The sequence below is a fragment of the Agrobacterium tumefaciens genome (assembly GCF_005221325.1).
In the GTDB taxonomy this organism is placed as follows: Bacteria; Pseudomonadota; Alphaproteobacteria; order Rhizobiales; family Rhizobiaceae; genus Agrobacterium.
In genome coordinates this window covers 774,092-786,702 of sequence record NZ_CP039889.1, presented here as the reverse complement: position 1 = coordinate 786,702, position 12,611 = coordinate 774,092, and the positions used below count along the sequence as shown (strand labels likewise).

Genomic DNA, 12,611 nt, shown 5'->3' with positions numbered 1-12,611 from the left:
GTAAAGCACGGCTTTACCTGAAGTCACCGGAATATTTTTATTTTTATTGTTTGGAACATTGTGATGCCCAATAGAGGTAATGTGCGTAACAGGGGGACGTCACCGCAGCTTGTGGCGGCGGGCTGTGTTTCCGGCGACAGTGCGCTTTCCGATGCGGAGAGCGTTGATGATGTGTCGCGTCCGCTTCTGCGCAGCGACAGGCTCTATGTTGTCAATGAGCCGACCTCCCAGACGCTCCCATCTTCCGCCCAAGATGATCGGGCCGGGGAAGGCGCGCCGGGCAGGACCGAGATTCGCAATACGGTTGTCGATGCCGATATCAGGGTCGCAAAATGGGCGTGGGCGATACTGGCGATCGCACATTGCTGGCTGATCTATTTCATGGTCCATAATCTCGGTTGATACCTCTCGCCCGAAGATCGCTGTCTTCGGTCCGCTGACCGCTCAGATATTCGCCGCCGCTTCGCGGGCGGTTATCCCAGATCTAGAGAGTTTGGGCCAAAGGGCGCCGTTTGCTGAACCGGGCACCCGTTCAGCCTTTCCCAACAACCCTCTTGCACGCTCTTTCCTGATGACCTCGAGTGTCTATCCAAGGAGACTTCGGCTTCCCGCTCATCACGCCCGGGAATGTCATAAAGCTGTAAATGAAGAAAACTAATTGAATGATCGGTTTCAACGCAAACCGATCACCCTGTTCCTGTCGCTTTCCACCAACACGACGGCGAGCGTCGACTTTTCTTAACGACATCGCGTCGGTCGGCATAGATTACGTCAAGATCGACCGGCCGGACCTGTTTAATGCTGTACGACGCACTGCGCGGCCGCACGAGCCCGTATGACCTTTTAGCCCTGGAGATGACGAAGTGAGCAATCTTATAGGTACCGGCTTCAATGCCGGCTCGGATGACGGCGAACTGGCCACACTCGAAAGCGATCTGCGCGCGCTTGCCGATATCGGCTGCGACACCGTCGAGATAGCGGTGACAAGCCTCGACCTGATCGCCGGCGGCCGCATTATCGAGGAACGCGCCGAACGTTTCGTGGCGCTCGCAAAGCAGTTCGGCTTCCGTTACACCGTGCATGGTCTGGTGTCGTCTAATTTCATGGACCCGGTGACATGCCGTTACCAGATCGACGCCGCCAAGGCGCTCGCCGTGCTCTGCGACCGTATCGGCGCGGGTATCCTCGTTCAGCATAGCGGCGCGCTACGCGCCGACCAGATTGCCGAACGGGCCGATGCCGATGCCCGCGAGCGGGAAGCGCTTTTCGAACTGGCGGAATTCTGCAAGCCCTATGGCGTGCGTGTCGCCCTTGAAAACATCTTCTCCACCGAACCCGGTCAATATCGTCAGACGCCCACCGAGGTGGCGGCGACCGTGAAGGCTCTCGGTCACGACAACGTCGTGGCGCTGATCGATTTCAGCCATGCCTATCTCGAATCGACCTATCGTGGCCTCGACTTCCGCGCCGAGCTTCGCGCCATGGCGACGGTTGCCGGCCATTTGCATGTGCACGATTCCTTCGGCCGCCCGCAGGGCTTTTATGAGCCCTATTTCCCGCAGGAAAGCACGGCGCTTGGCATCGGCGACCTGCATATGCCGCTCGGCTGGGGCGATATAGACTGGCAGGACATTTTCTCGGAGCTCACCTTCCTGCCGGATACCGTGTTGATGATGGAAATCGGCCGCCGTTACCGCGCCGAGCAGCCCGCAAGCCTCGAAACGGCGCGGCATCTGATGTCGCTGAATGCCGCACGCACCCAGCTAGCGGCCGAATGATGCCTTCTACAGGCCTAGTCGCGATGGGCTGATATGTGAAACACCGGCAGTCAAATACGACTGCCGGTGTCTTAATTCATGCTGCCCAGTCGGAGAGCGAATAGGCCCTGATGTAATCGATCATCATCTGCGAGCCGTCGCTGAAGTCGTTGGCCGATGGTGTTCCCGCCATTCCGCCGACGGCCAGATTGACGACCATATACATGGGGTCATGCATATCGTCTGGCGTGTCCGTCTGGGCAACGGCGACATCGTCGAAATACCAGGTGATATGTTCGGCATCCCATAAGACGCCGTAAGTGTGAAACCCCTCCGTGCTCGGCACGCTGACATTGTTGATGACCGATGTCTGCTCGCCGGTGGCGCTGGAATGGGTGGACATGATGAGCGTGTTGGGATTCTGGCCGCGCATTTCAATGACATCGAGCTCCGGCGGCCAGGATCCGTTTTCCGGCAGGAGCCAGAAGGCCGGCCAAGCGCCCCGGTCGGTCGGCATATCCGCGCGGATTTCAAAATAGCCATAGGTCTGGCTGAAGGAGGAATAGGTGTTCAGCATGCCGGAGGTATAGTCGTAACCCTCGACTTCATCGGCGATCGACTGCGCGGTTTCCGCGGCGGTGATGGTCAGGACGCCATTTTGAACGCTGAAGGGATTAACCTCCGTCGTACCGGCATAAGCGGGATTGATGTACCATTGCGCCTCGCCATTGGTCGTCAACGAGCTTCCCTTTTCCGGCGCCCACCAATATTTGGCATCCCAGATACCTTGACCGCCATTGCGCAGCGACAGCGCTTCGAATTCATCGGCAAAGGTCTGGGTAAAGGACGATCGGTCGAGGCTGAGTTCGAACTGGTCGGCCCGAAGATCGTCCACGGTCGTTCCTGCAAGAACGACGGCTTCGCCATTCGAAAAATTGAGCCAGAGATCGTTGCCCTGCTGTGTGGCACTGCCGACAAGCTGATCAAAGGAAGTGATGCCGTAGCCATTGAGACGGATCGTATCATTGGCGCTGAAATCCATGATGAGATCCGTGCCGTTGCCGCTGGTGAAAACGAAGGTGTCTGCACCGCCGCCGCCGATCAGCACGTCGTTGCCGGCCCCGCCGTCTATCGTCTGGCTGCCCGATCCGCCGGTGATGATATTGTCGAGCGAATTGCCGAAGGCATAACGCCCGTCGCCCGTTACTCGCAGGTTTTCGAAATTCTCGGGCAGGGTATAGCTCATCCAGGTATCGATAGTGTCGATGCCTTCCCCGGCATTTTCGACAGCACGATTGATGCTGGAATAGAGATAATAAATATCGTCGCCCGTGCCGCCCGCCATCGTCACGTTCACGGAACTGTCGCCCCACATGGAATCATTGCCGGCGGTGCCGCCGAGCAGGGGGCCGGAACCCGTGGCGGAGAAAAATCCGGTGGAATTGCCGCTGTAATAGAGTGTGTCTCCAAGCGCATTCACTACTGTACGGGCCATGAACCGTCTCCTGTCCGTTCGCGTTGGTGTCCTCACTCCTCCCTGCTGCACACCCTAACAGGGCAAAAAGCCTCTCGTTAGGCCGAATTATGAGGGGTATGTTTCCTTTTGGTTGCATCGCACTGTTGAGCGGGCGCGTTGTCATCGGCTGGCTCCGCCTGCTACATGTCCGTTTTTGAAGCAGCGCGGCGTGGTCTTGCCGTGCTCCCGTGGGCGATGGCAAGATTGGATCGGATTGAAGATGCCCGCGCGGCATCTCGGCAGTGGAGTGTCAGAATTGAGCGTAGCCTTTACCAAGGAAGACAGTGCGGAAACCGCAGCCGAAACCGTTCTACCGGATCGGTTGATCTCGCCTCATCTTAATCTGGTGACGCAGGCCGGGCTGAAGGCACTGGAACAGCAGTTGCAGCTGGCGCGGCAAGCCTGCGAGGCGGCCAATGCCATTGAAGACATCAATGAACGACGGCGCCTATCGGCCAGTCCCCTGCGGGACATGCGATATTTTGCGGAGCGGGTGCGCACGGCACAACTGATGCCTGACCCGCCGGCGGATGGCATCGTTGCCTTCGGCAGCATGGTGACCTTCAGTCGCGATGACGGGCGAACGCAACGGTTCCGGATCGTCGGTGAGGATGAGGCCGACCCTGCCTCAGGGACGATGTCCTATGTCTCCCCGGTTGCGAGAGTGATGATGGGAAAAACGGCCGGTGATTTGGTCAACCTCGCCGGCAGGGAGATTGAAATCATCGAAGTCGCCTGACGCCTGAGCCGGAATAGGCATAAGAGGCCCTCAGACGTGGGGCCTCTTTATCGCTATCTGCCGTCAGACAATAAGGGCCCCAGACCCGGATTGCCGACGGCGCTTGCTTCTTCTTCGTTGCGAGCGTCCTCTGCCGTTCCCAGCATCCGCATCATCGTGTTTTTCAGAAAAAGCCTGAAGTCCAGATCTATGGCGGCATAGGCGAGGGCAAGCCCCACATGGGCCATGAAGACGGGATTGAAATTCAGCTCTTCGAACTGATATCCGATAATGACCCCAATTGCTGAATAGACAAAAAAGCCGATCTTGCGTTTCCGGAAGATTGCATAAAACAGCGCGAAGGCGCTCATCATGCAAAATCCCAGACCGCAAGCGTAGGCGGTGGCCATGAAGCCGTTATGGGGCGTGCCGATCTTTGCGATACGTGCAAGCTCTTCATATCGAGCGGTAAATCCTATGCCCAAAGGATGTTGGAACATGACCTGAAAACCGCCGGTGATTGTCTCCCACCGCTCATGCAGGTTGTTGCTGCTATTGCTGTCCTCAAGAAACCTTTTCGAAAAAACCTCTTCCGCAAAATCGAAAGCGCCGAGCGGGAGAATAGCGGCGATGACGAGGGCACATAAAGCAAAGCCGAAATAGGTGCTGAGCAGCATCTTGATCGAGAAATTCCGGACGTAGAAATAAAGTCCGATGGCGAGAACGGCAAACAGGCCAGAGCGGTTGAGCGTGAGCGTGAAGCTCGCCAGATATATGAGCAGAAACACGGCAAACAGAGCGGGCCGTCTCTGCCGCTCGGCGAGATAGGCGGCCGCCGCTCCTGCCAGCGCAAAGGCCGGTCCAGCCGTGTTTCCCACGGGCCAGATGCCGCCTGCCTTTTCGACGCGTAAAAGCAGCGGGGTTATTTCACCTTTTGCTGCGAGTTCCAGGACGCCTGCCTCATCGAACATGAAGGATAGTCCGAGGGAGGCCAACTGGTCATGGATGACGATGTCCAGGAAAAGCAGGATCGTCACCGCTATGAAGCCGGCAAATATGCCCCAGCAGAACAATTCCAGAAGGTTTTCTTTGAACAGCATATAGGCGAAGAATAGAAAATAGACCGCATAAAAATAGGTCATCGCCGTCGTGTAAAATTCGCCATCACCACGCGCGTCGGCGAAGAGGGCGGTGAGGACAAAGAGGACCGTCAGCGGCAGGAGGTAAAGCAGGATGATGGAAGGCGTCAGGCAGCGAATGTAAAGCAGCGCAATGATGGGCAGCGTCATCAGCACCAACATGTCGGTGATGTTGAGGAACCGCAGACCGATATTGCTGGTCAGCACATTGCATTGAATGAAGAAGCCAATGGCAAAAACGAATGTCGCGAGAAAGACGCAGGGAATATTGATTGTTTTTGAAGGGTAAAGCGGCATTGCCAAAACAAAACCTGGTAAAGCAGGTTGGCGCGATACCGCATGATTTGCTCGTCTTTGCATTGGCGGCCTTTGTTTTTTCGGCAGATTGCGACGGTCCCCTTAGGGACAGCGCAACCGCGCGGCAATAAATATAATATGGTGACCATTAGTGGGCTTGATGACGTCACCACGCAAGATATTTTATCGGTTTCTTCATGAGAGCAGATTGCCTCTCGGCAAGTCTCCTTCGACGGCAATGACCCGCTGAATGTGAATGGGTTCATTCGAGGCTGGGACGCTTGTGCCGAATGCCGGAAGGATCCTCATGTAGAAATTATATCCGGACGGGCTGGTATCAGCGTCGATGGCGATTCCATTTGCAATGGCCCACATCCAGCCGCTGTTGCCGGAGATGTTGGCACCCCCGAATTGCAGGGCGGAGCAAGAGATTGTCCTGATTGCACCGCCGCTTTTGACGACCAGCGTGACATAGGGGAGGCGTTGCTTTTCGTTGTTTTTGTAAAGCGCGCCGAAAGAAATCGTCCTGCCGATCATCGCTGCCGCTTCCAAATTGCGGAAATACCGTGTGAGACCGGCTGTCTGGCTGCCATTTGCGTAGAGGGCAAGGCTGCTGGTGAAGGACGAAGAAAAGATGACCTCCGTGGTTTTGATGGCGGAGCCCGGTGAAGTCAGGCCCCAACCGGTGGGAATGGAGCCGGACCAATCGATGAAATCGCCATTGCCGATGAGATTGGCGGCAGGAAGTTTTGGCCAGCAAGGCGTCTCAAAGCCGCTATTGGATGCGGAAGCCAGATAGGCATCGAACAGGGTTCGGGCAACAAGCCGGGATCCTGTTTCGTTTGGGTGGATATTATCCCTGTAAAGGGCGGTGTCCTTTCCTTTCGCCAGAAATGCGGCGTGCGTATCCACCAGCGTGAGGTTCGGGTGTGCTCGGGCCAGTTCGAGGATCGCCTGATAGACCTTGTCGTAGCCCGTCCCGTCACGCCAGGGGTTCTGCGTGGTGATGAGCTGTGGTGTGCCTGGCCATTGCCATTCGGTCATGCCCAGAGGACCGAGCAGGCTGGCCCGCCCGGAACTGGGAATGCCACCTGGCACTTCGAAGGTCTGCATATTATGGCCATGATGCATGATACACAGATCGGGGCGGGGAATTCTCACCGCCGCTACGCGCTGCTCCGCAAGCATATACCCCGCCATGCCGCCGGGCAGCGTTGCGAGGTAAAGCGTGAGCGTTGCTCCCTTGCCGGTGCGCAGCGTTATGGGGTCCGCATAGGCCTTCGGCCCGGTGGCGGCATTCGTCTCCCATTCGGCCCAACGGTATAAAATCACCTTCGCATCGTGCAGATCACCGAGCATCACGGCAAATTGCTGAAACGGCCCTGCTTCGGCATGGGCGGTGCTGTCGCCGTTCACGAAGATTGTGGCGTTCCGACCGGCCGTCAGCAGGGCGCGCAAAGGAGAAAGTGCGGACGCCGAGAGGCCGGTGACGCCGATGTTCTGAGGGCGGATACCGAGCGTTACACCGATCATACCGCCACCTCTTCCGTTCTCGCCATATATATGCATAAGTTGTCTTTGCGTGGTGTCATCGTTTGCTCTCCTGGTCTGACGTCAGGATAATCCGGGCTCGAAGGGCGGGGAAAAGACACGGGCGGCGAAACGACGAAAAGTACAGAAAAACTGAACGTAACCAAGTTTTCTTAGGTTTCTGCCGAACTATAAGAATAGAATATTTACCTTTTATATTTGCTATTATTGAATTTTATTATGAGTAAAGGCCTGAATGCTGGTATTTTTATCTAGCGACGCACAATTTTGTGCGACTTCCGTTGAAAATATTTTCGTCGTTTCTCGACAGATGGCTTCTTGTTGCGGGTCGGCTGTTCATTCCCGCAGTCATGGGCAGAGGCATTGCACGCGGCTCCATCCGGCGGGGGGGATGCGATGACCTCAGCTCTTTTTGTCAGCCATACCGGAGAGAAGGGTGGCGCCGAACTTTTCCTGGCGGACCTCGTCAAGGCTGGGCCGCATTCCTGGCGTGCGTGTTTTCTCAGCGGCGGTGCTACAGCAGAAGATCTGGCCAAGGCCGGACGGCCGCCGGTCATGTTGTCGGCCGGAGAGAAAATGCTGTCGATCCGCCGTAATTCGTCATTCGGCACGCTGGCGCGCGGAGCGGCCGACGTGATGGCGGTTGCCTGGCAATTGAGCCGGGAGGCGAGACATTTTGATGTGATATGCGCCAATTCGCAAAAGGCGCTTTTTGTCTGTGCGCTGGCCGCAAAGCTCAGCCGCCGGCCGCTCGTCTGGATATTGCATGACATCGTCACCGATCCGGCTTTCAGCTCGACAAACCGCCGGGCTTCGCTGGCATTTGCACGCCTTTTCGCCAGGTTGGTGGCGGTCAATTCCGAGGAAACGGGCCGAGCGTTCATCGAGGCCGGCGGCGAGGCGGATAAGGTTCGCATCGTTTACAACGGCTTCGATCCCGCAAAAGCAAAACTTCATGACGCTGGCATGGCTGCACGGCTGCGGGCGGAGCTTGGCTTTGGCCCGCAACCGCTTGTCGGTCTGTTTGGCCGTTTGAGCGAATGGAAGGGTCAGCACGTGTTTCTGGACGCTATTGCCGCCATGGAGGGGGTACAGGCCGTCATCGTCGGTGGCGCGCTTTTCGGACAGGAAGCCTATGAGGCGCGCATCCGCGAACAGGCGTCCCGTCTCGGGCTGGATGGCCGCGTCCGCTTCCTTGGTTTCCGTTCGGATGTGCCGGAACTGATGGCGTCGATGGATGCGGTTGCCCATACCTCGATCGTTGCCGAACCCTTCGGCCGGGTGGTGGTCGAGGCTATGATGTGCGGACGGCCGGTCGTCGCCACGCGCGGTGGCGGGGTTACTGAAATCATCCGTGATGGAGAAACGGGCCTTCTCGTGCCGCCGGGGGATGCATCGGCGCTGGCGGCGGCGCTCGGTGCGATCCTGTATGATCCTGCTCTGGCGCAAAGGCTGGGAGAAAGCGGGCGGGAGGATGTGAGCGACCGTTTTTCGCTGGAAGAGACCTGCCGATCCGTCTCCGCATTGCTGACAGAGGCGGCGTAGTCTCGCCCCCGTGATTGACAGAAATAGCCAATGCCGGCAGGCGGAAGGGCAAGAATGCGCATTCTCGTAAACATGCCGAGCCAATATGGCGGCAAGGCCTCCGGTGTGGCCCGCGTGACCTTCAGCCTGCTGGAGCGATTGCTGGAGAAGACGGGCGACGACTATATTCTGCGCTCGCCATGGACGAGGCAGCAACTGCCGGAAAGCCTGCGCGGCAGCCGGCTGGAGCTTATGGAGACGCCGCGGCCGCGCATCATGGTTTTTGACGTGGTGCGTCAGGCCGCCATGCTGCCTGTGCTGTGCCGCCGGCATGGCATCGATGTGCTGTTTAATGTCGATCCATTTGGAAGCCCCCTGGGCGGCAAACGGCGCATCACCCTCGTTCACGATCTCTATTTCAAGACCATTCCGGAGCAGATCGGCCGGCGGGCCACCCTCACGACGGATTTCATCTTCAGGCTGATGATGGCCGGCTCGAACCGGGTCATTTGCGTATCCGAGGCGACCCGGAAGGATTTGGCGCGTTTTTATCCTGCTGCTGCCGGCAAGAGCCTCACCATTCATTCCGACAGCACTCTGGCGACCGATCCCAATCTTGTTGACGCGGTGTCGCCCATTGCCGGCCGCTACATATTGGCGGTCGGAAACGCGACGTCGAACAAGAATTTCGCGCTCCTCGGCAAAGCCTTTGCCATGCTCGGCAAAAAATGGCCCGACCTGCATATCGTGCATGTGGGCCGTGACGAGGCGGAAGAAATCGCCGGCATGCTTGATGATCCGAACCTGAAGTCCCGGCTGATCCGGCTTTCGGGCATAGACGACCGTCAACTGGCCGAACTTTACCGCCATGCCGCCTGTCTTTGCGTTCCTTCCACCTATGAAGGGTTCTGCCTGCCAGTGCTGGAGGCGCAGCAGCTTGGATGCCCGGTAGTATGCTCCAATCGCTCCGCCACGCCGGAGATTGCCGGCAAGGGGGCGCTGACGTTTGATCCAGCCGACGCACAGAGCCTTGTTGCGGCCCTTGAGCGACTTTTGGAAAACCCCGAACTGGCGGGGAAGCTTCGCCAGGCGGGTTATGAAAACCGCAAATTATATTCGTGGCAGAAAGCGGCGGAAAGCTATGCGCGGCTTTTTAAGGCTGAGGCCTGACGATTGGGGTGAGACACTCTGAGCACGGTCTCCCCATTCGCTTCTTTGATTCCACTTGCGGAAAAACCGGTTCCGGTTGAGATGGAAGGGGCGGCTTCCTGGCCCAGCACCCGGCCTATGCTTGAGTGCTACCGCGCACGTCCGAATAGAGCTTTTCATAAGCCGCGACGACCACTTCGGGCGCGACGCCCTGACGAATTCGTTCCGACGTTTCAGGCGTTTTGGTGAGCATGGCGGGGTCGCGCATCGCTTCCGCCATGCGTGCGGCGAGTTCGGCGGCATTGCCCGGTGGAAACAGTCGCTCCTGCCTTTCCGGGCCGATCTGTTCGGCGACACCTGCAAGATTGGCGCCGATGACGGGTACACCGCGCAGAATGGCTTCGGCAACGGTACGGCCGAAGGCTTCCGGCCACAAAGGCGGAACAATGAGGCAATCTATGCCTGCGAAGAATTGATCGGCCTCGACATAGCCCGGAAACTCGACCGGGAGGCCGGCGGCCTTTTGCTGATAGGCTTCGATACCATCGGGCGCACGGCCCGCCATGACCAGCCGCCAGCCTTGAGAAGGCAGGAACCGCAAAGCCTCGATCAGCAGGTCCGCTCCCTTGGCCGCTTCGATACGTCCCAGATAACCGAAGACCAGCGGCTCCCCGGACGCGTGGGGAATGCGCGGTTTTAGCGAATCCGGCGGTGAAATCGCGTTCCAGATTACGGTACGACGGTTTTCAGGCACATGGGTGAAAAAACCGGCCCGCACATGGCGCTCGACGATATCGCGACCAACACCGGCGACGGCATCGACCGCACATTGGCAACGTCGGTGGAGATAGGAAAAGACACGGCATTTTTTGCTGCTGCCATCACAGATATGCCCGTCATGAAACAGGGAGCCATTGGTGCACATGCTGGTAAAATCATGCAGCGAATGGACGAGGGGAATGCCGCGCTTGCGAACCATCGGCCAGATCAATGGTGTCAATTCCGATAGCGAGTGGGTATTGACCACATCCGGCCGGAACTCATCGATGACGCGCGCAAGCCGACGAACGAGACGTGGGTCCAGTTGCACGGCGATTTTGTAATATTTCCGCTTCCATTCCCGTTGTTGCCCCCAGTCGCCGATAAAGAACGGCGTGGTATGCCCGAGGCGGTGAATGGTAAAACCGTCGCGCTGTTCCGGCAGCTGTCGTTCACGGGAGATGGCGGCCACCGCGACGGTATGACCTTTATCGGCGAGCCCACGCGCAAGGTCTTCCACGAATATTTCCGCACCGCCCACTCGGTCGGGAGAAAACAGCGAGGTTATCTGCAATATCCGCATGCTCAAATTCCTGCGCTTATGGTTCGGAAATCACGGCGGTTGACAATTGTCTCTGCCTTTTGCGCGCATCGCGCTCCACCCCGGGCGGGTTCAGGCAAAGTGTGACGATGGGGGCGAGAAAAACCGCGTAAGCCATAGCGAAGCCGGGGATTTGCAGCGAAAAATCAAGGATCGAATGCAGCAGGACAAGCAGCAGCGCCGCAAGGCCGAGATGAGATGCATAACGATAATTCCTGCGCTTGCGGGCCCCGCGAATGAAAATTGCCAGTTGGGCGAGCACGAAAAAAGCCACGTAGAACGGGAAGGCAACGCCAAGTGTCAAAAGTCCCTCGGCATAGACATTGTGGGCATGGGTGACGACGGCGTCCACGCCACATCGCGCTGCATGATAGGGGGCATAGATTTCGGCGAAGCTTGAAAGACCTGATCCCAGCGGCCAGTTGTCGGTGATGGCGCGCGCGATGCCGGGCATATAGCAGAAGCGCATGTCATCCTCCAGACGCGTTTCCATGCGTATTGCCACCCGATTGGCGAAAAGCGCAAACAGGGCAATGGCGACGGCGATCACGAGTGCGGCGCGACGTCTCGATCCGCGCTGCTTACGCCGGCTGGAGGCGCCGTTTCGACCGGTTTTTGGCGCGGAATTGAAGACCGTCAGAAGGATCAGGAAAATCAGCGCGGCGAGGCTGGAGGCTATTCCCGCACGCGATCCCGTCAGCATCAAAGCGATGAAAGAAAAACCGGCTAGTACGCCGATGAAGACAGACTTGCGTATCAGTTTTTTCTGATCGGCCGGCACGGTCAGGCGATTGGCGACGAGTGCTTTCACCATTCCCCAGTCAGGCGCCAGAAGACTTTTGTGCAGCAGCATGGCGAGTGTGAGAAGGATGAGGCCGAAGAAGGTCGCGGCGGTATTGCGGTTGACGAAGAGGCCGGTCAGGCTGCCGAGATAGAAGCGTTTCTGGATGAAGCCGAGTGCTTCGGGAAAAAGCGCGAATTGCACGATGGAAAATAGCGCCAGCCAGCCACCGGCGATCGCGAACCATCGCAAGGTTTTGGCGGCGCGGTCATCGGTGTCGAAAATCACGAGGCCGGTCATGAAGGCGCCAAAGGGCAGCGCGGCACTCATGAGGCCGAGCCAGTCATCCGAGGGTGTGAGTGAGATCGTTGCGGCCGGCGCAATCTGCGTGAACATGGCAGCGGTCGACCAGGCCGGGTTGGGACGCGCCATTGCCGGCATGGACGATGTTTGCAGCAGCATCTGCACGATGAGCGCGCCCAACGAAAAGCAGGCGGCAAAAAGCACCTTGCCTGCACCGGCCCTGGGCGGTCCGAACAGAAGGATCGCCGGCACCAGCAGCAGATAGATGGCAGCCGTGACAACGATGCGGCTTTCGATGTCCGTGGCACCTTGATTGAGCAGCGCAAGCAGAAAAATGGCCCAGAATGCGACGATCGCGACCGGTCGGGCATAATTTTGAAATGCTATCGGTTGCGGCTGCGAGGAAAAGATTGGTTCTGATCTGGCTTCGTTAAGCGACATCTGGCGGCTTTATCGGTGCGTTTGGTGGTGGCTGAACCCCGGTGAGGGGCGGGGTTTTGCCCTTTTGTCGTTTTG

10 protein-coding genes are annotated in these 12,611 nt (G+C 57.9%); 5 read left to right on the top strand and 5 right to left on the bottom strand.

Going from position 1 to position 12,611, the window contains the following annotated elements; translation table 11 throughout:
* Window positions 1-63 precede the first annotated feature (63 nt).
* Window positions 64-402 (top strand): hypothetical protein, encoded by a 339-nt coding sequence (locus CFBP5499_RS18500; protein WP_080829466.1) that lies wholly within the window; start codon window positions 64-66, stop codon window positions 400-402.
* 461 nt (window positions 403-863) lie between these two features.
* Window positions 864-1,778, top strand: coding sequence for a TIM barrel protein (locus tag CFBP5499_RS18495; protein WP_080829468.1), 915 nt, complete (start codon window positions 864-866; stop codon window positions 1,776-1,778).
* Between the two features lie 76 nt (window positions 1,779-1,854).
* Here CFBP5499_RS18495 and CFBP5499_RS18490 read toward each other — a convergent pair whose 3' ends face one another.
* On the bottom strand, window positions 1,855-3,252 hold the full coding sequence (locus tag CFBP5499_RS18490; RefSeq protein ID WP_080829470.1) for a family 16 glycosylhydrolase: 1,398 nt from the start codon (window positions 3,250-3,252) through the stop codon (window positions 1,855-1,857).
* Window positions 3,253-3,529: 277 nt separating this feature from the next.
* Here CFBP5499_RS18490 and greA point away from each other — a divergent pair, with 277 nt between their 5' ends.
* The gene (greA, locus tag CFBP5499_RS18485; RefSeq protein ID WP_080830202.1) at window positions 3,530-4,012 is read left to right on the top strand and encodes a transcription elongation factor GreA; all 483 of its coding nucleotides are present in this window, start codon (window positions 3,530-3,532) and stop codon (window positions 4,010-4,012) included.
* Window positions 4,013-4,065: 53 nt separating this feature from the next.
* Here greA and CFBP5499_RS30095 read toward each other — a convergent pair whose 3' ends face one another.
* Together CFBP5499_RS30095 and CFBP5499_RS30090 are read right to left on the bottom strand one after the other, a co-directional pair.
* On the bottom strand, window positions 4,066-5,490 hold the full coding sequence (locus CFBP5499_RS30095; protein ID WP_175416822.1) for an O-antigen ligase family protein: 1,425 nt from the start codon (window positions 5,488-5,490) through the stop codon (window positions 4,066-4,068).
* Between the two features lie 132 nt (window positions 5,491-5,622).
* A complete protein-coding gene (locus tag CFBP5499_RS30090) occupies window positions 5,623-6,960 on the bottom strand; it encodes an SGNH/GDSL hydrolase family protein (protein ID WP_175416821.1) in 1,338 nt (445 codons plus the stop codon).
* A 414-nt stretch (window positions 6,961-7,374) separates the two neighbouring features.
* On the opposite strand from CFBP5499_RS30090, the gene CFBP5499_RS18470 reads away from it, so the two are divergent.
* Both CFBP5499_RS18470 and CFBP5499_RS18465 read left to right on the top strand, forming a co-directional pair.
* Complete coding sequence (locus CFBP5499_RS18470) at window positions 7,375-8,523, top strand: glycosyltransferase family 4 protein (protein ID WP_080829472.1); 1,149 nt, start codon at window positions 7,375-7,377, stop codon at window positions 8,521-8,523.
* Window positions 8,524-8,577: 54 nt separating this feature from the next.
* Window positions 8,578-9,672, top strand: coding sequence for a glycosyltransferase family 4 protein (locus CFBP5499_RS18465; RefSeq protein ID WP_080829474.1), 1,095 nt, complete (start codon window positions 8,578-8,580; stop codon window positions 9,670-9,672).
* 115 nt (window positions 9,673-9,787) lie between these two features.
* On the opposite strand, the gene CFBP5499_RS18460 is transcribed toward CFBP5499_RS18465, so the two are convergent.
* Both CFBP5499_RS18460 and CFBP5499_RS18455 read right to left on the bottom strand, forming a co-directional pair.
* Complete coding sequence (locus CFBP5499_RS18460; protein WP_080829476.1) at window positions 9,788-10,993, bottom strand: glycosyltransferase family 4 protein; 1,206 nt, start codon at window positions 10,991-10,993, stop codon at window positions 9,788-9,790.
* Between the two features lie 16 nt (window positions 10,994-11,009).
* Entirely contained in the window at window positions 11,010-12,536 is a 1,527-nt protein-coding gene (locus CFBP5499_RS18455) for an O-antigen ligase family protein (protein WP_175416820.1), read from the bottom strand.
* Between the last annotated feature and the right edge of the window lie 75 nt (window positions 12,537-12,611).

Excerpts from the sequence above, each read along its gene's own strand:
- CFBP5499_RS30090 (WP_175416821.1), bottom strand. The coding sequence starts at position 6,960 with ATGATCGGTGTAACGCTCGGTATCCGCCCTCAGAACATCGGCGTCACC.
- CFBP5499_RS18470 (WP_080829472.1), top strand. The coding sequence starts at position 7,375 with ATGACCTCAGCTCTTTTTGTCAGCCATACCGGAGAGAAGGGTGGCGCC.
- CFBP5499_RS18460 (WP_080829476.1), bottom strand. The coding sequence starts at position 10,993 with ATGCGGATATTGCAGATAACCTCGCTGTTTTCTCCCGACCGAGTGGGC.
- CFBP5499_RS18500 (WP_080829466.1), top strand. The coding sequence starts at position 64 with ATGCCCAATAGAGGTAATGTGCGTAACAGGGGGACGTCACCGCAGCTT.
- CFBP5499_RS30095 (WP_175416822.1), bottom strand. The coding sequence starts at position 5,490 with ATGCAAAGACGAGCAAATCATGCGGTATCGCGCCAACCTGCTTTACCA.
- CFBP5499_RS18465 (WP_080829474.1), top strand. The coding sequence starts at position 8,578 with ATGCGCATTCTCGTAAACATGCCGAGCCAATATGGCGGCAAGGCCTCC.
- CFBP5499_RS18490 (WP_080829470.1), bottom strand. The coding sequence starts at position 3,252 with ATGGCCCGTACAGTAGTGAATGCGCTTGGAGACACACTCTATTACAGC.
- CFBP5499_RS18455 (WP_175416820.1), bottom strand. The coding sequence starts at position 12,536 with ATGTCGCTTAACGAAGCCAGATCAGAACCAATCTTTTCCTCGCAGCCG.